The 19,533-nt window shown below is 61.8% G+C and carries 23 protein-coding genes and 1 pseudogene; 13 read left to right on the top strand and 11 right to left on the bottom strand.

The genetic code is table 11. From position 1 onward, the window contains the following. Nucleotides 1-28: 28 nt before the first annotated feature. The 6 genes and pseudogenes from rsmG to hemE form a co-directional block, all read right to left on the bottom strand. On the bottom strand, nt 29-637 hold the full coding sequence (gene rsmG / locus V4T21_RS04080) for a 16S rRNA (guanine(527)-N(7))-methyltransferase RsmG (RefSeq protein ID WP_502256505.1): 609 nt from the start codon (nt 635-637) through the stop codon (nt 29-31). Beyond that, nucleotides 626-2,545, bottom strand: a pseudogene (mnmG, locus tag V4T21_RS04075) (tRNA uridine-5-carboxymethylaminomethyl(34) synthesis enzyme MnmG); the annotation flags it as partial. The pseudogene mnmG and the gene rsmG, both read right to left, overlap by 12 nt. 99 nt (nt 2,546-2,644) lie before the next feature. Next, nucleotides 2,645-3,955, bottom strand: a complete 1,311-nt coding sequence (mnmE, locus tag V4T21_RS04070; RefSeq protein ID WP_332713441.1) for a tRNA uridine-5-carboxymethylaminomethyl(34) synthesis GTPase MnmE — start codon at nt 3,953-3,955, stop codon at nt 2,645-2,647. 57 nt (nt 3,956-4,012) lie between these two features. Next, nucleotides 4,013-5,278 carry a transcription termination factor Rho gene (gene rho, locus V4T21_RS04065; protein ID WP_332713438.1) on the bottom strand — a complete coding sequence of 422 codons (1,266 nt, stop codon included), beginning with the start codon at nt 5,276-5,278 and terminating at the stop codon, nt 4,013-4,015. A gap of 177 nt (nt 5,279-5,455) precedes the next feature. After that, the gene (gene hemJ, locus V4T21_RS04060) at nt 5,456-5,890 is read right to left on the bottom strand and encodes a protoporphyrinogen oxidase HemJ (RefSeq protein WP_332713435.1); all 435 of its coding nucleotides are present in this window, start codon (nt 5,888-5,890) and stop codon (nt 5,456-5,458) included. Then, nucleotides 5,887-6,936 carry a uroporphyrinogen decarboxylase gene (hemE, locus tag V4T21_RS04055; protein WP_440589621.1) on the bottom strand — a complete coding sequence of 350 codons (1,050 nt, stop codon included), beginning with the start codon at nt 6,934-6,936 and terminating at the stop codon, nt 5,887-5,889. The genes hemJ and hemE overlap by 4 nt, the downstream gene beginning before the upstream one ends. 443 nt (nt 6,937-7,379) lie before the next feature. On the opposite strand from hemE, the gene V4T21_RS04050 reads away from it, so the two are divergent. From V4T21_RS04050 to dnaQ, 4 genes are read left to right on the top strand one after another with little or no spacing between them, the layout of a single operon-like run. Then, a complete protein-coding gene (locus tag V4T21_RS04050) occupies nt 7,380-7,982 on the top strand; it encodes a Maf family protein (RefSeq protein WP_332713432.1) in 603 nt (200 codons plus the stop codon). Further along, nucleotides 7,979-8,806, top strand: a complete 828-nt coding sequence (locus V4T21_RS04045; RefSeq protein WP_332713428.1) for a shikimate dehydrogenase — start codon at nt 7,979-7,981, stop codon at nt 8,804-8,806. The genes V4T21_RS04050 and V4T21_RS04045 overlap by 4 nt, the downstream gene beginning before the upstream one ends. Before the next feature lie 20 nt (nt 8,807-8,826). Beyond that, nucleotides 8,827-9,420, top strand: a complete 594-nt coding sequence (gene coaE / locus V4T21_RS04040; protein WP_332713425.1) for a dephospho-CoA kinase — start codon at nt 8,827-8,829, stop codon at nt 9,418-9,420. 5 nt (nt 9,421-9,425) lie between these two features. Then, nucleotides 9,426-10,139 carry a DNA polymerase III subunit epsilon gene (dnaQ, locus tag V4T21_RS04035; RefSeq protein ID WP_332714013.1) on the top strand — a complete coding sequence of 238 codons (714 nt, stop codon included), beginning with the start codon at nt 9,426-9,428 and terminating at the stop codon, nt 10,137-10,139. 135 nt (nt 10,140-10,274) lie between these two features. Here the strand turns inward: dnaQ and secB are convergent, their stop codons facing one another. Continuing rightward, the gene (secB, locus tag V4T21_RS04030) at nt 10,275-10,823 is read right to left on the bottom strand and encodes a protein-export chaperone SecB (RefSeq protein ID WP_332713422.1); all 549 of its coding nucleotides are present in this window, start codon (nt 10,821-10,823) and stop codon (nt 10,275-10,277) included. Between the two features lie 129 nt (nt 10,824-10,952). After that, the gene (locus V4T21_RS04025; protein WP_332713420.1) at nt 10,953-11,381 is read right to left on the bottom strand and encodes an FxsA family protein; all 429 of its coding nucleotides are present in this window, start codon (nt 11,379-11,381) and stop codon (nt 10,953-10,955) included. 196 nt (nt 11,382-11,577) lie between these two features. Here V4T21_RS04025 and V4T21_RS04020 point away from each other — a divergent pair, with 196 nt between their 5' ends. Genes V4T21_RS04020 through V4T21_RS04010 form a run of 3 tightly spaced genes read left to right on the top strand, consistent with a single transcriptional unit; the run spans nt 11,578 to nt 13,285 of the window. After that, complete coding sequence (locus V4T21_RS04020; protein ID WP_332713417.1) at nt 11,578-12,294, top strand: Tim44/TimA family putative adaptor protein; 717 nt, start codon at nt 11,578-11,580, stop codon at nt 12,292-12,294. 20 nt (nt 12,295-12,314) lie between these two features. Beyond that, nucleotides 12,315-12,920, top strand: coding sequence for a Smr/MutS family protein (locus V4T21_RS04015; protein ID WP_332713414.1), 606 nt, complete (start codon nt 12,315-12,317; stop codon nt 12,918-12,920). Beyond that, nucleotides 12,917-13,285 (top strand): helix-turn-helix domain-containing protein, encoded by a 369-nt coding sequence (locus V4T21_RS04010; protein WP_332713411.1) that lies wholly within the window; start codon nt 12,917-12,919, stop codon nt 13,283-13,285. The genes V4T21_RS04015 and V4T21_RS04010 overlap by 4 nt, the downstream gene beginning before the upstream one ends. Before the next feature lie 208 nt (nt 13,286-13,493). On the opposite strand, the gene hslU is transcribed toward V4T21_RS04010, so the two are convergent. From hslU to hslV, 3 genes are read right to left on the bottom strand one after another with little or no spacing between them, the layout of a single operon-like run. Beyond that, on the bottom strand, nt 13,494-14,804 hold the full coding sequence (gene hslU / locus V4T21_RS04005) for an ATP-dependent protease ATPase subunit HslU (protein WP_332713408.1): 1,311 nt from the start codon (nt 14,802-14,804) through the stop codon (nt 13,494-13,496). Further along, complete coding sequence (locus V4T21_RS04000; RefSeq protein WP_332713405.1) at nt 14,801-15,313, bottom strand: GNAT family N-acetyltransferase; 513 nt, start codon at nt 15,311-15,313, stop codon at nt 14,801-14,803. Before V4T21_RS04000 ends, hslU begins: the two co-directional genes overlap by 4 nt. Next, complete coding sequence (hslV, locus tag V4T21_RS03995; protein ID WP_332713402.1) at nt 15,310-15,837, bottom strand: ATP-dependent protease subunit HslV; 528 nt, start codon at nt 15,835-15,837, stop codon at nt 15,310-15,312. The genes V4T21_RS04000 and hslV overlap by 4 nt, the downstream gene beginning before the upstream one ends. A gap of 153 nt (nt 15,838-15,990) precedes the next feature. Here hslV and hisB point away from each other — a divergent pair, with 153 nt between their 5' ends. From hisB to hisF, 6 genes are read left to right on the top strand one after another with little or no spacing between them, the layout of a single operon-like run. After that, complete coding sequence (gene hisB, locus V4T21_RS03990; RefSeq protein ID WP_332713399.1) at nt 15,991-16,578, top strand: imidazoleglycerol-phosphate dehydratase HisB; 588 nt, start codon at nt 15,991-15,993, stop codon at nt 16,576-16,578. A gap of 36 nt (nt 16,579-16,614) precedes the next feature. Continuing rightward, a complete protein-coding gene (locus V4T21_RS03985) occupies nt 16,615-16,983 on the top strand; it encodes a DUF2628 domain-containing protein (protein WP_332713396.1) in 369 nt (122 codons plus the stop codon). After that, complete coding sequence (gene hisH / locus V4T21_RS03980) at nt 16,980-17,630, top strand: imidazole glycerol phosphate synthase subunit HisH (protein ID WP_332713393.1); 651 nt, start codon at nt 16,980-16,982, stop codon at nt 17,628-17,630. Before V4T21_RS03985 ends, hisH begins: the two co-directional genes overlap by 4 nt. Further along, the gene (hisA, locus tag V4T21_RS03975) at nt 17,627-18,358 is read left to right on the top strand and encodes a 1-(5-phosphoribosyl)-5-[(5-phosphoribosylamino)methylideneamino]imidazole-4-carboxamide isomerase (RefSeq protein ID WP_332713390.1); all 732 of its coding nucleotides are present in this window, start codon (nt 17,627-17,629) and stop codon (nt 18,356-18,358) included. The genes hisH and hisA overlap by 4 nt, the downstream gene beginning before the upstream one ends. 35 nt (nt 18,359-18,393) lie before the next feature. Beyond that, nucleotides 18,394-18,696 carry a hypothetical protein gene (locus V4T21_RS03970; protein ID WP_332713388.1) on the top strand — a complete coding sequence of 101 codons (303 nt, stop codon included), beginning with the start codon at nt 18,394-18,396 and terminating at the stop codon, nt 18,694-18,696. Next, entirely contained in the window at nt 18,693-19,457 is a 765-nt protein-coding gene (hisF, locus tag V4T21_RS03965; RefSeq protein ID WP_332713386.1) for an imidazole glycerol phosphate synthase subunit HisF, read from the top strand. Before V4T21_RS03970 ends, hisF begins: the two co-directional genes overlap by 4 nt. The last annotated feature ends 76 nt before the right edge of the window (nt 19,458-19,533 follow it).

Raw genomic sequence — 19,533 nt, 5'->3', positions numbered from 1 at the left:
TTTTGCGGCTTACAAGGCGCGAAATGACCTAGCGCTTCGGACGCAGATTGCTGATCTCGAGGATCACGCCATCCCTGTCCGTAACGCTTCGATGGTTTAACACATCGTAAAGCCAATCTGAATCCGCTGATTTGAGTTCTTCCCCGAATTCGCGCCCCTTATGCAGTACGGCGCGGCTCTCGGGCCGCCAGAACCTATGCAGATACCCCAGCAACAGCGGCATGGGCGCCAGCGCCCTTGAGGTGAAAACATCAACCGATCCAATGGATTGCGGATCGATAGCTTCGATTCGCGCCGTATGGACGGTGATCGGCAGGTCGAATTCACGCGCCGCGGCCCGCAGAAATGCACATTTGCGCGAGTTGGATTCGATCAACTGCATCGAAAACGGCCTGCCCTTGAGGGCGATGGCCAGCGGAAGGGCCGGAAATCCGCCGCCGCTGCCGATATCGACGATATTCAGATTCTCGGTCGAACCATCGATCAGCGGCAGAATCTGGAGCGAATCAAGGATATGGCGATGCCACAGATCGCCCGGTGTTTCACGTGAAACGAGATTCTGGACCTTCTGCCAACGCTGCACGAGTTGCATGAAGGCGTTGAGATCGGCGAATATGCGCGTAACGCTCCGGCCCAAATGACGTTCATAGGCAGCAATGTGCGATTCGGCCGCCGTTTGCTCCGACGCCTTGCGCTCCATCCGACCACGCCGGATCACCGCGAGAATCAGCGTCAACGCCGCCGGCGTCACGCCCTCGATGCGCTGCGCCTGGGCGATGGTCTGCGGTTGAGCAGCAATGAGTTTCTGCTTCATCTCATTGGAGAGGCCGGGCAATTGGGCGTAGTCGAACCAATCGGGAATGGCCCGCGATTCGTCGCGTCGCACGGCTTCCACATCCGCCTTTTGACGTTCGAGATAGACGGCATATTGCGCATCGATGGCGATCTGATCATAAATCGCTGAATTCATTGACGAAATTTCGGGCCAAACGCTTTCGATGTCCTGACGCTCGGTGGTTGGATAGCTCATCAGCTCGAAGGCGGTGCGGCGCACCCCGTCGGCGTTGACGTTGACCCCTGCCTTGCGCGCTTCGGTCGGCGTCGCCGACAGCGATTGAAGCCGGGACCGTGCTGTATCGAGCGCGGACATGCGCCGCTCGTGGTAGGCCCGACGCTTTTCGCCGACCAGCCCGATATCGATGCCGAGTTGGGTCAGCCGCTGATCGGCATTGTCGACGCGAAGCTGCAGGCGGAATTCTGCCCGCGAGGTGAACATGCGATAAGGCTCGGTGACGCCGCGCGAGATGAGGTCGTCGATCATCACCCCGAGATAGGAATTGGTACGCGAGAGAATCAACGGGTCCCGGCCCTTGACGGCGAGCGCCGCATTGGCCCCGGCCAGAAGGCCCTGGGCCGCCGCCTCTTCATAGCCAGTGGTGCCATTGATCTGCCCGGCGAGATACAGGCCCGGCAAGGCACGCAGCATCAGGCTAGGGGAAAGTTCGCGCGGATCGACATGATCATATTCGATGGCATAGCCGGGACGCTTGATCACCACATTCTCAAGTCCCGGCATCGCCTGGAGAAAAGCAAGCTGAACATCGGCAGGCAGCGAGGTCGAAACACCATTGGGATAGATCGTCGTATCATCCAGGCCCTCGGGTTCGAGAAACACCAGATGGCTGTCCTTGTCGGCGAACCGAACCACCTTGTCCTCAATCGAGGGGCAATAGCGCGGGCCGCGCGACTGGATGCGCCCGGAATACATCGCCGATCGGGAAAGGTTCTCGGTGATGATCCGATGCGCTTCGGCGGTCGTGCGGGTTTCAAAGCACGAAATCTGCGGCGTGGTGATCTCGCCGGTCAGCGCCGAAAAGGGCTCCGGCGGCGTATCTCCATGCTGCTCGGCAAGCACCGAGAAATCGATGGATGTGGCGTCGAGTCGGGCCGGCGTACCGGTCTTGAGGCGTCCCAATTGCAGCCCAAGCGCTTCGAGACGCACGGACAGGCCGAGCACCGGCTTTTCCCCTGCCCGTCCGGCCGGGATGGTTTCCTCACCGCGATGGATCAACCCGCGCAGGAACGTGCCCGTGGTCAGCACCACCGCCCTGGCGCCGATCCGCCGCCCATCGAGCATCACAACGCCGGCGATCACTCCATCGGTAACGATGAGATCGTCGACCTCGCCCTCGATGATTTCGAGATTGGGCGTAGCGGAGAGCTCTGCCTGCATCGCCTCGCGATAAAGCTTGCGATCTTCCTGCGCCCGGGGTCCACGCACCGCCGGCCCCTTGCGTCGGTTGAGGACGCGGAACTGGATTCCCCCCTTATCGGCGATACGGCCCATGATGCCATCGAGAGCATCGATCTCGCGCACCAGATGGCCCTTGCCCAGTCCCCCGATCGCCGGGTTGCAGCTCATCTCGCCGATGGTCGCAAACTTGTGCGTGACCAGCGCCGTCGGCACGCCCAGACGCGCCGAAGCGGCCGCCGCTTCCGCGCCGGCATGGCCGCCGCCAACAATGATCACACCGAAATCGCTCATGCCATCCTCAAAGGTGTTTCACGTGAATCCAGCAAGAATTCAACATCGACGTTTCACGTGAATCAACACCACCAACCTTAGGGTCATGTTTCACGTGAATCACTTGCCGATGCAGAAGCCCGCAAACAGCCGATCGAGCACGGCTTCATTGTCCATCAGCCCGATCAAAGCGGCCAGGGAATCGGCGGCACGCCGTAAATCCTCGGCGCAAAGCTCGGGTTGCTCGATCCTGATCAACGCCGATTCGATATGCTCGATCGCCGCGCTCAAGGCCGTCTTGTCGCGCATATGGCTCACAAGACTGGGCTCGACGCCGCTCAATCGGCTCTCAATATGGCCTTCCAGCCGCGCAATCAAGAGGGATATACCCTCCCCAGTAACCGTCGAGAACGCCAGATCGGGGGCGAAGTCTGGCGCGGCAAGGTCGATCTTGCTGGCCGCCGTCCAAACCGGGACGTCCAGATCGCCGATCTCGGGCGTTTCGATGCCGGGAGCCGTGATGACGATGACCAGATCGGCCCGCTCCATGGCGAGCCGGGCCCGCCGAATACCCTCGCCCTCCGCCAGGCTCTCGGTATCGCGCAGACCCGCCGTGTCGGTGAGCGTGACGAGCTGGCCGCCCAGATCGATCGAAACGTCCTTGGTATCGCGCGTTGTACCGGCCTCGGCTGTCACGATGGCCAGATCGGACCCCGCCAAGGCATTTAAAAGGCTCGATTTTCCGACATTAGGCGCACCGGCCAGCACAACGCGAAACCCTTCGCGGACGATGCGGCCACGATCATAACCGGCCAACGCCTCGGCCAGCGCGGCTTTGAGCGTTTCAAGATCATGGGTGAAGTGCGCGGGAAGCTCGAACGGAACGTCGTCCTCGTCAGAAAAATCGAGCCGCGCTTCGATTTCGGCGCGGGAATCGAGCAGCAGGCTGCGCCAGATGACGATCCGTTCGCTCAAACCGCCTTCGAGGCGGGCCAGGGCCTGGCGACGCTGGGTTTCCGTTTCGGCTGCCAGCAGATCGCCCAAACCTTCGATCGCGGTGAGGTCGAGCTTGCCGTTTTCAAAGGCCCGGCGGGTAAAATCGCCCGGGCCGGCCAGGACAATGCCGGGTATCGACGTCAATGCGGCGAGAATGGCTTTCACCCCGGCGGGGGAGCCGTGAACCTGAAGTTCGGCGCAATCCTCGCCGGTAAACGAATTGGGGGCGGGAAAGATCGCGACAAGGCCCTGATCGAGGGCTTCGCCGGTATCGGGATGATGCAAGGTGCGCAACGAGAGATGGCGAGGCCGAGGCAGGGAACCGGCGACGGCCTGGACCGCCGTGAGGGTCGCGGGGCCGGAAAGGCGGATCACGGCGACGCCGGAGGGAAGGCTGCCGGAGGAAAGGGCGACAATGGTCTCGGCTTGCGTCACGGCGTTTCTGGGTCCGGAAGATGTCCCGCAACGACAAACCGTCGCGGGACATGCCGATCAGGTATTCATCGATTCGAAAAATTCGCCATTGGTCTTGGTCTGGCGCAGCTTGTCGAGCAGGAATTCCATGGCATCGACGGTGCCCATCGGGTTGAGGATGCGGCGCAGGACATACATCTTGCGCAGGATATCGGGCTCGACCAGCAGCTCTTCCTTGCGGGTGCCGGACTTGGTGACATCGATCGCCGGGAAGACACGCTTGTCGGAAACCTTGCGGTCGAGGACGATTTCCGAATTGCCGGTGCCCTTGAACTCTTCGAAGATCACTTCATCCATGCGCGATCCGGTATCGATCAGCGCCGTCGAGATGATGGTGAGCGAGCCGCCATCCTCGATATTGCGGGCAGCGCCGAAAAAGCGCTTGGGGCGCTGCAGGGCGTTGGCGTCCACACCACCGGTCAAGACCTTGCCTGAGGACGGCACCACTGTGTTGTAGGCGCGGCCCAGGCGGGTGATCGAATCGAGAAGGATCACCACATCGCGCTTGTGCTCGACGAGGCGCTTGGCCTTTTCGATAACCATTTCAGCCACTTGCACGTGACGTGAGGCCGGCTCGTCGAAGGTCGAGGAGATGACCTCGCCCTTGACCGAACGCTGCATGTCGGTGACTTCCTCGGGCCGCTCGTCGATCAGCAGAACGATAAGATAGCATTCGGGGTGATTGGTCGCGATCGATTGTGCAATATTTTGCAACAATACGGTTTTACCGGTACGCGGCGGCGCAACGATCAACGCGCGCTGGCCCTTGCCGAGCGGAGCGACAAGATCGATGACCCGTGCCGAGCGATCCTTGGTGGTGGGATCGGCCAGCTCCATATTAAGCCGCTCGTCGGGATAGAGCGGGGTGAGGTTATCGAAATTGATCTTGTGGCGGACCCGTTCGGGATCCTCGAAATTGATGGTGTTGACCTTCAAAAGCGCGAAATAGCGCTCGCCTTCCTTGGGAGAGCGGATCTGGCCTTCGACGGTGTCGCCGGTCCTCAGCCCAAAGCGGCGGATCTGGGAAGGGCTGACATAGATATCGTCAGGGCCCGGAAGGTAGTTCGCATCAGGAGAACGCAGAAACCCGAAGCCATCGGGAAGAACTTCGACGACGCCTTCCCCGGTGATATCGACGTCCCGGGTCGCCAATTGCTTCAATATGGCAAACATCAGCTCCTGCTTGCGCAGGGTATTGGCGTTTTCGACTTCGAGCTCTTCGGCAAAGGACTGCAACTCGGCCGGAGATTTGGCCTTGAGGTCCCTGAGCTTCATGAATTCCATGATCAGCCTTCTTAAGGGAGATGGAGAGATGAGGATAAAAAAGGAAGGGAGGGAAGCGGGGCGAAGCGTCTGCCGCCCGTCTCACGGCGAATGCATGAGTTGCGCTTTATTTAGCCATTGGTCAGCTCGATTGCAAGCATAACCGTTTTCGTTTCCGCTGTCGCGTTCAACCGCACGCTAGAAGGGGCGCACGATCACCGCGACAACGATAACGATCATCAAAACGGTCGGCACCTCGTTGAGGATGCGGAAATAGCGCGCCGATCTGGTGTTCTCGTCACGCGCGAACTGCTTCTGGTGCCGGGCGAGAACCCCGTGCAGGCCCGACATCACGAAAACGGCGACCGCCTTGAGCCATGGCCAGCCCTGGGAAAAATCGACGACGCGGAAATGAAAGACCAGCGTCAGTCCGAAAATCCAGGTAGCGATCATCGCCGGCGTGGTGATGGCCCGTAAAAGCCGGCGCTCCATGATCTTGAAGGTTTCCGACTGCACCGAACCCTTTTCGGCGTCCACGTGATAGACGAACAGCCGGGGCAGATAGAACATTCCGGCCATCCATGCGATGACCGAAATGACGTGCAGTGCCAGAGTGATGGCATACCAGTTCATCGCTTGATGACCTTCAAAAGATCGGAAACATGGGCGATCGGGGTTTGGGGCACGATGCCATGGCCGAGATTGAAGATATGGGGCCGGTCCGAAAAGGCCGCAATGATTTCACGGGCCCGCGTTTCCATCTGCGCGCCGCCGGCAACGAGGCGCAGGGGATCGAGATTGCCCTGCACCGTCAGCGATTTGGGCAAGGCGCTTGAGGCGAAGGCGAGCGGGGTCGCGTAATCGAGCCCCAGGACGTTGACCCCGGTTTCGCGCGCATATTCAGCGAGCATTCCCGCCGCGCCACGCGGAAAACCGGTGATCGGCGCGTCGGGGATCGCCTGGCGCACAAGCGATACCAGCCGGCGATTGGGTTCGATCACATATTGGCGGAACGCTGTTTCGTCGAGATTGAGCGCCCAGCTTTCAAAGATCTGCACAAGATCGGCGCCGGCGCGGAACTGGGCAATCAGATATTGGGCCGAAACCTGGACCAGCATGTCGATCAACGCGGAAAAGGCTTCCGGTTGCGTGAGGGCGAAGAGCCGGGCCGCGGCTTGGTCGGGGGAGCCCTTGCCGCCGATCATATAGGTCGCAACGGTCCAGGGCGCGCCGCAAAACCCGATCAGCGTCTTATTGGAAGCAAGTTGGCCTTTGATCCGGTCGAGGGTTTCGAGCACCGGAGCGAGAGCGTCGAGAGCCTTTTCGGGCTTGAGCGTTGCAATCGAGGCTGCATCGACAGGGTCGAGCACCGGTCCTTCTCCCTGCGCGAAGCGGACCGATTGGCCCAATGCGTCGGGAATGACCAGGATGTCGGAAAAAAGGATGGCCGCGTCAAGATCGAAACGCCGCAGGGGTTGGAGGGTGACCTCGCTGGCCAGGGGCGGATTGTAGCAAAGGTCGAGAAATCCTCCGGCCTTTTCACGAACCTGCCGATATTCGGGGAGATAGCGCCCGGCTTGGCGCATAATCCAGACGGGAGGGGTTTGCTGCCTGATGCCCAGGGCTGTGTCGAGCAGGGGTTTGCCGGTGGCGTGAGGGAGAGATTGGGTATTGGTCAACGCGGCGCGCTTCTCATTCTAGATAAGACTCTAAAAAGACTCTTCTTTTTCTTTATGGCTGTGTTTTGCACCAATTGTGCGCTTCCCACAACCATGGGGGGGCAAATGGTCTTGCGGCAGTTGCGCACGGACGGGTGGCGTGAAATTTGGTCCGCAAAACTGGGAAAGTCCGGAGCCGAAAGCCGGGGCCTTAACGCTTTGTTAAGATATGTGGCCTGTGCAAAAGCTTAACGGAAAGTTAACGCGCGCCGACCATGGGCGACCAAGCTTGTTCCCGCAATTGTCCACAGGGGGTCCGAGCTGTCCCCGGTTAAGGAGCTGTTAACCCAATCGGGGACGTTGGGGATAAATCGCGGGGACCTCCCCCTTTTGGCCGATTTGACTTTAACTGTTGAAACTGGTGTGAAAAACACGACCACCTTAGAGCCCCAAAAGCCCCGGCCATGCTGATCCTTGCCTCGAAAAGCCAAACGCGAAGAACGCTTCTGAACAATGCCGGATTGCGCTTTTCGATTGCATCGGCGCCTCTCGACGAGCGTGAAATCGAAGAGCATCTCTTGACCCTCGATCCGAATCGCGCCGCACTCGCCCGGGGACTGGCGGAAGCCAAGGCCCTGGCCGTCAGCGCCGAAAATTCCGATGCGCTGGTGATCGGCGCGGACCAGACGCTCGATTTCGCGGGAAGCGGCTTCCATAAGCCTGCGGACCGCGACGAGGCCGCCGACCGCCTCATGGCGATGGCGGGGCGATCCCATAAGCTTCATTCCGGCGTCGCGCTGGCGCAAGGGGGCGCCATCGTCTGGAGCACCGTCGAAACCGCAACGCTGACCTTCAAGCGGTTTTCCCGGAAAACGCTCGATACGGTCCTTGATCTCGAAGGCGACGCCATTCTTGATTCGGTCGCCGCCTATCGGCTCGAAGGCCCCTCGATCCGGCTTTTTGCCGCCATCAACGGCGATTATTTCACAATTCTCGGTTTGCCGCTGCTGGCCCTGCTCGACGCCCTCGAACACCATGCGCCGCAAACGCTGGAGGTCGGCCTATGAAAAAGGCCTTCGTCATCGGCTATCCGATCGGCCATTCGAAATCCCCCCTGATCCATGGCACCTGGATCGCCGAGTATGGGCTCGAGGCGAGCTATGAGCCGATCGAAGTGGCGCCCGAGGCGCTTGCCGATTTCATCGCCAGGGTCCGGGACGGCGAATTCGTGGGCGGCAACGTCACAATTCCCCACAAGGAAGCAGTGATGGCGCTCAGCGACGAGGTCGATCCGCTCGCCGCAAAGATCGGGGCGGTCAATACGCTTGTGGTGCGCGACGGCCGCATCCTGGGCAGCAACACCGATTACATGGGGTTTCTCGCCAATCTCGACGCGGGCGCGCCGGGCTGGGACCGGGGGCTCGATTCCGCGATCGTTTTGGGCGCCGGGGGCGCGTCGCGGGCCATTCTCGCGGGATTGATCGACAGGGGCGTCGCCCGGATCGATCTTCTCAACCGCACATCGGCCCGCGCCGAGGCGCTGGCGGCCGACTTCGGGGCGTCGGTGCATCCCGGCGCGCTCACCGATTTCGCCGCCCGGGCCGAAAGCGCCGGGCTCGTGGTCAATACCAGCTCGGTCGGCATGGGCGGCACTGCGTTCGAGGGCATCGCGCTTTCCGCCCTTTCACCCCGCGCGGTGGTGACCGATATCGTTTATACCCCGCTCGTCACCCCCCTCCTTGCCCAAGCCGGGGAGAGAGGGTTGGCCACTGTCGATGGGCTGGGTATGCTGCTCCATCAAGCGGTGCCAGGGTTTACTGCCTGGTTCGGAAAAAAACCGGCGGTCACTGCCGAGCTGCGTCGGGCAATTCTGGCCACCACGGGCCAATAACAGGGGCTTACATTTTTCTCATGCTTCGCGTTGTGTTGACGGGCTCCATCGCCACGGGGAAATCGACGGTATTGGCGCGATTCGCCGAACGCGGCATTCCGGTCTATTCGGCGGACCAAGCGGTCCATGAGCTTTACGCCGGCGAGGGCGCCCCGCTGGTCGAGACGCTGTTTCCCGGTACGGTGAGCGAGGGGGTGGTGGATCGCGCGGCGCTGAGCGCGGCGATAGCGGCCGAACCGGGCCGAATTTCAGAACTCGAAGAAGTGATCCACCCGCTGGTGCGCGAAAAGGCCGTCGATTTTTTCGATGCCGCCGAACAGGCGGACGCCGAAATCGCGGTGATCGAAATTCCGCTTTTTTACGAATCCGGATCGCAATATTCGATCGATAGCGTCATCGTCACCCATTGCGATCCGCAAATCCAGCGTCGGCGCGTTCTCGAGCGGCCCGAAATGAGCGAGGCAAAGCTCGATCTGATCCTCTCGCGCCAATTGGCTCAGGATGAAAAACGCGCCCGCGCCGATCATCAGATCGATACGTCGGGAACCATGGCGGAAACGATTGCGGCGACCGACCAGGTCATCGACGCGCTGCGGGCGGAGAATGTGCAATGAATCTCCTGCGCGAAATCGTGCTCGATACCGAAACGACCGGCCTCTCGCCAGCCGGTGGCGACAGGCTGGTCGAAATCGGCTGCGTGGAACTGATCAATCACGTGCCGACAGGCCGGCATCACCATGTCTATATCAATCCCGAACGCGACATGCCCGAAGAGGCGTTCCGCGTGCACGGGCTTTCGGAAGAATTTTTGCGCGATAAGCCCAAATTCTCCGAGGTGGCGCAGGGTTTCGTCGATTTTATCGGCGAGGATACGCTCATCATCCATAACGCCCCCTTCGATATGGGGTTCTTGAACGCCGAACTCGAACGGAGCGGGCTGGCTCGGCTCGCCAATGAGGTGATCGACACGGTGATGCTGGCGCGCCAGATCCATCCGGGCGCCCGCGTCAGCCTCGACGCGCTGTGCAAGCATTACGGCATCGACAATTCCCGCCGCACCCTGCACGGTGCGCTGCTCGACAGCGAAATCCTGGCGGAAGTCTATCTCGAATTGATCGGCGGGCGGCAGGTGGCCCTGGCGCTTTCGGCCGAAACCGAAATCGCCATGCGCGGCGCCGGCACCAGGGCTCCGGCGCGGCCCCGGCCCGTTCCCCTGTCCTCGCGGCTGACGGTCGAGGAAAAAGCCACCCACGCCGCCTTTATTGCCCAGATGGGGGAAAGCGCGCTGTGGCTCAAATATGAGAGCGTGGAAATCGCGGTGGAAGAGCGCTAGGACCGGACCCCGGGAATAAATCCCGGGGTGACAGGAGAATGGGTGGGGCGATGATGTCGCCGCAAAATCAGCTTGTCATTTCCGCTCTCGGGAGCGGCACAGGCCCGAAACGCTGAGTGTCGATTTGATCGGCCCTTAATTGACCGTCGGCTTGGGTTCTTCGGTGTCGGCCGGAGCGCCTTCTTGCTTGGCCTTTTCGGTCGCCGCAGTCAGATTGCGGCGGTAGAGCGCGAGGAAATCGACCGGCTCGAGCAGCAGCGGGGGGAAGCCGCCGGCCTGGATGGTTGAGGCCAGAACCTGGCGCGCGAAGGGGAAAATCAGCCGCGGGGCTTCCACCATCAGCAGCGCGCCGAGCTGGTTCTCCGGAACGTTGCGGGTCCGGAACAGGCCGCCATAGACCAGTTCCACGGCATAGAGCACCTTGCTGTCGCGGTCGGTCTTGACGTTGAGGCCGATTTCGACGGCGTAGACGTCGTCGGCCTGCTTTTTGACCTGGACGTTGATGTTGACGTTGGAGGCGGGATTGCCCTGCCCGGGAACGAGCGAAGCGGGCGCGTTGGGGTTTTCAAAGCTCAAATCGCGCACATACTGGCCCACGATGCCGAAAGCGGGAGCCTGCGTCGCGTCCGGGGTGCCCTCGCCAGCGGCCGCCGGTGCGCCATTGTTCTGGGTGTCTTCAGCCATTGGCCAATCGGTCCTTCATAATCGTTTCTCGGCAGGGCGGCCCGCAAGGCCGCCAAAGCGGTGGGTTTGGCTAGCACTTTTGCGGGGCGCGAACAAGGTTGCCGAGATGGAGCCCGATCCCGATCGGGCCTAGCGGTAATCGTCGCTGTCGAGATCGATCGATTTGTAGGCCGGCCCCGGCTGGGAGGGGCGATAGGTGCTGACAACAACCATGTTGCGGCTCATCAGGTGATAGAGCCAGCCGCGCACCGGCGGGATGAGCAGCGCAAAGCCGATAAGATCGGTGGCAAAGCCGGGAATGACCAGCAATAGGCCGGCCAGCGCGATCATCATCATTTCGGCGAACTGGCGGGCCGGAACCTCGCCGCGCGCCATCATGGCGCGGCTGTCGAGCACCATGCCTAGCCCCTGCCAACGTATGATGAGCACACCGGCGACTGCGGTGAGGATGATGGCGGCGAGCGTGGGCAGGATGCCGATCTGGCCGCCCACCCAGATGAAGCCGGCGATCTCGATGAACGGCAGGGCAAGCAGCGCTAGGGCGATAAAACGGGCCACGGGCTCTTTCGATCCTTTCTCCGACCGACGGTTCGGCTTGAACCTGTGGTGCCGGTGCGGCATTGCTATCACAATAATGCCACCGCAAACTGGTTTGCGAGGGCACGTTTACATATATATAGGACCAAGTGCGCAGTTTGCGACCCGGCGACCGGCCGTGGACCCGACCCCGATTTCGGAGCGAAGAATTTCACTCATGGGCGAATTTTTGGACTTTCCCACCCTCATCGTCATCGTGGTGGCCATCGTTGTACTTTTGCGGCTGCGTTCGGTGCTCGGCACCCGTACCGGCAATGAGCGTCCGCCTTCGGCGCGTTACGAATCGATTTCCCGGACCCGGCCGGACAATGACGAGAACGTCGTCCAGATGCCGCGCCGTAATCCCCAGGACAGCGCCGAGGCCGAACGTGCCCAGCGCAAGCTCGAAGCGGAAATCGAGAAATTCTCGGCCGGCAAGCCCGAGATCGAGAATGGCCTGCGCGCCATAGCCCAGGCCGATCCGGGTTTTTCGCCCAAGCAGTTCATCGAGGGCGCCAAATCGGCCTATGAGATGATCGTCACGGCCTATGCCGCCGGCGACCGCAAGACCCTCAAATCCCTGCTCGACAAGGACGTCTATGATAGTTTCGAGGCGGCGATCGTCGAGCGCGAAGCGGCTGGGCACAAGGTGGAGTTCACCTTCGTGGGGCTCTCCAACATCGAATTCATCGAGGCCGAGCTCGACCGGCGCAATAGTGTCGTCACCATGCGGATCGATGCCGAAGTGGTGTCGATCACTCGCGACAAGGAAGGCGAGATCGTCGAAGGCACGCCTGGTCAGGTCGTGGCCATCGCCGACGAATGGACCTTCATGCGCAACACCCGCTCGCGCGATCCGAACTGGAAGCTGGTCGCCACCAACGACCTCGAATAGAGCGGACAAGGCTGTCGGCCATGGCGCGCAAGCCGCCCGGACCCAGAAAAACCGGACCGGTCCGCGATTGGCATCTGTGGAATGCGGTCGGCCATTCGGTCGACCCGCTTTTGAAACGCAAGAGCGCCGACCCCAAGGCGCTGCTCGAAGCGCTTGAAAAGGCCGGCGAGGAGCCTCAAGCGGGCAAGCCCAGGGACAATTCGCCACGGTTTGCTCGTGCCCCCCTGCCCTCGGCCCGTCCGGTGATTGCCGCTTCAAAGATCGCCGCGTCGGAAAAATCCATCGAGCCCAATTTGAAGCGTCGCCTGGCGCGCGGGTATGAGCCGATCGACGGAACGCTCGATCTCCACGGCATGACCCAGGACCAGGCGCGGGCCGCGCTCGAAGTGTTCGTCCTCTCCCGCGCGGCGCGGGGCGCCAGGACGCTGTTGGTCATCACCGGCAAGGGGATCAAGAAAACCGGCTATCTTCAGATGGAGCAAAAGGGTGTCCTGCGCGAAATGGTGCCGCTCTGGCTCAACGCTTCCGAGCTCGCTCCGCTGGTAGCGGGCGTCGACCCGGCCCATCAGAGCCATGGCGGGGGCGGTGCGCTCTATGTGCGATTGAAACGCAAGAGGCAGATGTGACACCCCTCGGCGCCAAATTGCGAAAACTGCGAGCCGAGCGCGGCATTGCGCTGAAAGACATGGCCAAGGCGCTCAACGTTTCGAGCGCCTATCTTTCGGCGCTCGAACACGGCAAGCGCGGCAAGCCCACCTGGTTCATGGTGCAGCGCATCATCGCCTATTTCAACGTGATCTGGGACGAGGCCGAGGAAATCCAGCGGCTGGCGGAAATTTCCGACCCCAGGATGACCATCGACACTCAAGGGATGGCGCCCGAAGCGACGGAACTGACCAATGTGCTGGGGCGCGAGATCGGCAGGCTCGGCCCCGAGGACTGCAAGGCGATCCGCGACGAGATTATGCGAAGGGCGGTGCGGGGGAAGTAGGTGGGGCGGTAAATCGCCGACATTGCGTTTGCCGCCGTCTCAGCGCACCCTCACCCCCGGCCCCTCTCCCTCAAGGGGGGAGGGGGGCTCTTGTCGAAGCATTTGCGGCATACTTCCCTTCTCCCCTTGAGGGAGAAGGTGGGCCGGCGAAGCCGGGTCGGATGAGGGGTGCTCAGCGCTAGCCGAAAACCCCAGCGCTGCTTTGATCTCAGAGAATATACCGGCTCAGATCGATATCGCCGGCCATCTTGCCCACGGTTTCGCGCACGCGCTCGCCGTCGATGGTGAGCGTGGTGCCGCCCTTGTCGGGCGCGTCGAACGAGATGTCTTCGACCAGTTTTTCGAGCACCGTCTGCAGACGCCGGGCACCGATGTTTTCGACGCTCGAATTGACCGACACCGCGATGTCGGCCACCGCCTCGATGGCGTCGGGCGTGAAGTCGAGGGTGACGTTTTCGGTCCCCATCAGCGCCACATATTGCCGGATCAGCGAATATTCGGTGTCCGAAAGGATGCGGATGAAATCCTCGCGGGTGAGCGCGCGCAATTCCACGCGGATCGGCAGGCGACCCTGAAGCTCGGGCAGCAGGTCGCTGGGCTTGGAAACGTGGAAGGCGCCCGAGGCGATGAACAGGATATGGTCGGTGTTGACCGGGCCGTATTTGGTCGAAACCGTCGTTCCTTCGATCAGCGGCAGCAGGTCGCGCTGCACGCCTTCGCGGGAGGGGCCGCCCGTGACGCCGCCTTCCTTGGCCGCGACCTTATCGATCTCGTCGATAAAGACGATGCCGTGGTTTTCGACGAGTTCGATGGCTTCGAGGTTGATCTTGTCCTGGTCAAGGAGCTTGTCGGCTTCCTGATTGATCAGCGGCTCATAGGCATCCTTGACCTTGACCGTGCGCTTTTGCGTGCGCCCGCCGAAGGCTTTGCCGAACATGTCGGAGAGATTGATCATGCCGATGCCCCCGCCCGGCATGCCGGGCATGTCGAACATGGGATTGCCGGCAGTGGCGGGCACTTCGATCTCGATTTCCTTGTCGTCGAGCTCGTTGGCGCGCAGCTTCTTTCTGAACGCGTCACGCGTCGAGGGCGTCGCCGACTGGCCAACAAGGGCGTCGATCACCCGTTCCTCGGCGTTAAGATGGGCCTTGGCCTTCACCTCGGCGCGCTTCTTGTCCTTGAGGATCACGATGCCGGCTTCGACAAGATCGCGGATCATCTGTTCGACGTCGCGGCCCACATAGCCCACTTCGGTGAATTTGGTCGCCTCCACCTTGACGAAAGGCGCCTGCGCCAGCCGGGCGAGGCGGCGCGAAATCTCGGTCTTGCCCACCCCGGTCGGCCCGATCATCAGGATGTTCTTGGGGCTGACCTCGCGGCGGATGTCCTCGGGGAGCTGCTGGCGGCGCCAGCGGTTGCGGAGCGCGATGGCGACGGCCCGCTTGGCGTCGGATTGACCCACGATATAGCGGTCGAGTTCAGAGACGATCTCGCGAGGGGAAAAGCTTCTGTCAGTCATTGTTGGTCTTCTTTGTCCAAAAAGAGCACCATCAGATGCTCGTCGATATCCTGGTTGCCGATGTGGAGCGCCCGGGGTTCGGTGCCGTAGGTGTTGAACCCCAGATGCTTGTAAAGATGGATCGCCGGAACGTTATAGGCGCCGACTCCCAGATGAAGCTGTCGCAGCCCACCATTGCGCGCGTGCGCGATAAGGGCGGAAAGCGTCGTCTTGCCGATCCCCTGCCCGCGCGCGTCCGGGGCAACGATCATGCCCCAGACATGGCCGCGATGGCTCATCGACGCATGCCGGGGCACGAAATAGGCGACCGCACCCATCAGGCGATCCTTGTCGAGCGCGCCGAAAACCACATTGTTTTGCAGCGTCTGGCGGTGGTCCTCGAGCGTGAGCCTGGATTCGCCCCCATAGCTGGAAGCAAAGGCCCTGGGGTCCGATTTGAGGCCGGCGAGGCGCAGGTCGCGATAAACCTGGGCGTCGCTGGGCCCCAACTGTCGGACCTCAAGGCTCAAGGCTGGGTCTCGAGCGTTTCGAGCGTCAAATCGTTATTGGTGTAGACGCAGATGTCGGCGGCGATCGCCATGGCCTTGCGGGCGATGTCCTCGGCGCTCCTGTCGCTGTCGGCCAGGGCGCGCGCCGCCGAAAGCGCATAATTGCCGCCCGAGCCGATCGCCGCGATCCCGTCTTCGGGCGAGAGCACGTCGCCCGTGCCCGTGAGGATCAGTGTATCGGATTTGTCCACCACGATCATCATGGCTTCGAGCCGGCGCAGATAGCGATCGGTGCGCCAATCCTTGGCCAGCTCCACGCAGGCGCGCATCAACTGGCCGGGATATTGTTCGAGCTTGGCTTCGAGCCGCTCGGAAAGCGTGAACGCGTCGGCTGTCGCGCCGGCAAATCCGGCCAAAACCGTGCCACCGGCCAGCCGGCGAACCTTCTTGGCGCCGTGTTTGATGACCGTCTGGCCGAGCGAAACCTGCCCGTCGCCGGCGACCACCACCTGATTGCCCTTTCGGATCGAAACGATTGTCGTCATATACCCTGACTGCCTGTTTTCGAGAAAACGATGTGTTGGTCATTATTTAGGATTGCGCGCGCTAAATGCAATGCGAGGACATGACGGGCGGGGCTTTCCCCCGGCGGTCCAAGCTGTTAGAGCAATCGCGACGTTTCCCAAGGGGGCAGTGCCATGCGCAAGGCAAAGCTCGATCGCAAGACCAATGAAACCGAGATTTCGGTCGCCATCGATCTCGGAGGCACCGGTGTGCACCAGATCGAGACCGGGGTCGGCTTTTTCGACCACATGCTCGACCAGCTTTCCCGCCATTCGCTGATCGACATGGCGATCCACGCCAGGGGGGATCTGCACATCGACGACCACCATACCGTCGAGGATGTGGGGATCGCCATCGGCCAGGCGCTCAAGACCGCGCTGGGCGACAAGAAGGGCATCGTGCGCTACGGGTCGTGCGACCTGGTCATGGACGGCACCAGATCCTCGGTGGCGCTCGACGTTTCGGGACGGGCCTTCCTTGTCTGGCGCGTGGAATTTAGCGCGCCCAAGATCGGTGATTTCGATACCGAATTGGTGCGCGAATTCTTCCAGGCGCTGGCCGTCAATGCCGGGATCACGCTGCACGCGCAAACTCATTATGGCGACAACAACCATCATATCGCCGAAAGCCTGTTCAAAGCTTTGGCGAGGGCGTTGCGCCAGGCGGTCGAAATCGATCCCCGCGCCGCCGATCAGGTGCCCTCGACCAAGGGCGTTCTTTAAATCGTTCGGGCCATTGGGCCCATCGGGACCGGTCCCATGACCCTCTATTCGATCTATGCCAAGCCCGAAAAAGGGCCAGATGCGCTATCGGTATTGCCCGAGCGGTTCATCTGGACCGCTTTTCTGTTCGCGCCGGTCTGGGCGCTTTTGGCCGGCACCTGGGCCTATCTCGCGCTCTGGATCGTAATCGTCGCGGCGCTCGTCTGGTCGGCGCCCCTGATCGGTGATGGCGCGGCGGCCTCGCTCTACGGCGTCTTCGCGCTCTGGACCGGTTTTGCTGCGTCCCAGATCGCCGCGCGGGCGCTCGAACATCGCGACTGGATCGCCGGCGGGGCATTCGCCGCGCCCGACAAGACGACGGCTGAGCGGCTGTGGCTCGAAAAGACCTATGGGACCCGGCCATGAGCCAGACGATCGCGATCATCGATTATGGGGCGGGCAATCTCAAATCGGCCCAGAATGCCTTCGAGCGGGCGGCCAGAGGCTCGGACGCCGAAATCCTCGTCACCTCCGACGCGCAGACGGTGCGCCGCGCCGACCGGATCGTCCTGCCCGGCGTAGGCGCCTTTGCCGACTGCATGGCCGGGCTCGACGGCGTGGCCGGCATGCATGAAGTGCTGACCGAAAAGGTGATCGAAGGCGGCACGCCGTTTTTGGGTGTCTGCGTCGGCATGCAATTGCTGGCCAGCGTCGGGCGCGAGAAGATCGAAACGCGCGGCCTGGGTTGGATCGATGGTGCCGTGGAAAAGATCGCGCCCACCGACCCCACGCTCAAGGTGCCGCATATGGGCTGGAACACGCTGAGCGTAAACCGGCCGCACGCATTGCTCGACGGGATCGAAACGGGCGAAAATGGGCTGCACGCCTATTTCGTTCACTCCTATCACATGAGCGTTTCCAATCTCGACGAAGTGATCGCCACCGCCGATTACGGCGGCCCGATCACCGCGATCGTCGGGCGCGACAACATCTTCGGCACCCAGTTCCACCCCGAAAAGAGCCAGACGCTGGGGCTGGCGCTCATCTCCAATTTTCTTGTGTGGCGTCCATGATTCTTTTCCCTGCCATCGATCTCAAGGACGGCCAGTGCGTGCGTTTGAAGCTCGGCGACATGGAGCAGGCGACCGTCTTCAACGACGATCCCGCCGCCCAGGCCAAAAGCTTCGAGGAACAGGGGTTTCAATATCTGCACGTCGTCGATCTCAACGGCGCCTTTGCCGGCGAGAGCGTCAATGGGGCGGCGGTGGAGGCGATTCTTGAGGCTGTCGGTTTCCCCGTCCAGCTCGGCGGCGGCATCAGGACGCTCGCCCATATCGAAAACTGGCTGGACAAGGGCCTCGCCCGCGTGATCCTGGGCACCGTCGCGGTGCGCGATCCCGAGCTCGTCAAATCCGCCTGCAAGGCGTTCCCCGGGCAGGTGGCCGTGGGAATCGACGCGCGCGGTGGTAAGGTGGCGGTGGAAGGCTGGGCCGAGACCTCCGAGCTTTCGGCGATCGAACTCGCCCAGCGTTTCGAAGGGGCCGGGGTCGCGGCGATCATCTATACCGATATCGACCGCGACGGGGTGCTCAAGGGCATCAATTGGGACTCGACACTCGAGCTTGCCAATGCCACTTCGATCCCGGTCATCGCCTCGGGTGGCTTGGCCGGCATCGAGGACATAAGGCGCATGACCGAGCCCGATGCGCAAATTCTCCAGGGGGCGATTTCGGGCCGGGCGCTTTACGACGGGCGCATTGATTCACGTGAAGCACTGACGCTTTTGAAAGCCGCCGGGTAATGAGCGCGGGCGCCCGGGCAAAACGATTTCCCGCGATGAGCTATGCGATCGTCCTCGTGGCCATCGTTTTTCTCGCGGCCCTGCCTTTGATTTCGGTCTTTGCGACCTATCTGATTGCCGACGCCAACGCCTGCACCGTCAATGAAGCCGATGTGCATCCTTGCGTGGTGATGGGCACCGATATCGGCGGCCTGCTGTATTTTATGGGCGTGATGGGCTGGTTCATGCTCGCGACTATTCCATTTGGGGCCGTGGCCGTCCTGGTCTGGCTGGTCGTGCTCATCATCCACTATCTCGCGTATCGGGCCGCCAATACCAAACCAGGACCAGACCAATGACTCTCAAGGCCCGCATTATCCCCTGTCTCGACGTCAAGGACGGCCGCGTGGTCAAGGGCGTCAACTTCGTCGATCTCGTCGATGCCGGCGACCCGGTGGAAGCCGCTATCGCCTATGACGCGGCGGGCGCCGATGAATTGTGCTTCCTCGATATCGCCGCCTCCCATGAAGGCCGCGACACCATTTTCGATGTGGTGGCGCGCACCGCCGAGCATTGTTTCATGCCGGTGACCGTGGGCGGCGGAGTGCGGAGCAATGAGGATATCCGCAAGCTTTTGCTGTCGGGCGCCGACAAGGTGTCGATCAATTCGGCGGCTGTTGCCGACCCCGATTTCGTGGCCCGCGCCGCCGACAAGTTCGGCGATCAATGCATAGTGGTTTCGGTAGATGCCAAACAGGTCGAGCCGGGCCGCTGGGAAATCTTCACCCATGGCGGCCGCAAGCCCACTGGCATCGATGCCGTGGAATTCGCCATGGGCGCCGTCGAGCGCGGGGCCGGCGAACTGCTGATCACTTCGATGGATCGCGACGGCACCAAATCGGGCTTCGATCTGGACCTGACTCGCACCATCGCCGACGCGGTGGACGTACCGGTCATCGCCTCGGGCGGTGTGGGCACGCTCGACCATCTGGTCGACGGGATCAAGAAAGGGCACGCTACCGCCGTGCTCGCCGCCTCGATCTTCCATTTCGGCACTTTCACCGTTGGAGAGGCCAAGGCGCATATGGCGGCGGCGGGCATCCCCATGCGGCTCGATTAAGATCGGTCCTGAACTTTTTCCGGCTTGAAGCGGTTGCCCCCGCCCTTTATCCAAGCTCCGCGACGAGGAGACGCCC

It is taken from the genome of Pelagibacterium mangrovi (genome assembly GCF_036662815.1).
In the GTDB taxonomy this organism is placed as follows: domain Bacteria; phylum Pseudomonadota; class Alphaproteobacteria; order Rhizobiales; family Devosiaceae; genus Pelagibacterium; species Pelagibacterium mangrovi.
The sequence above is the reverse complement of the archived record's forward strand: the minus strand, read 5'-3'. Positions and strand labels throughout refer to the sequence as shown.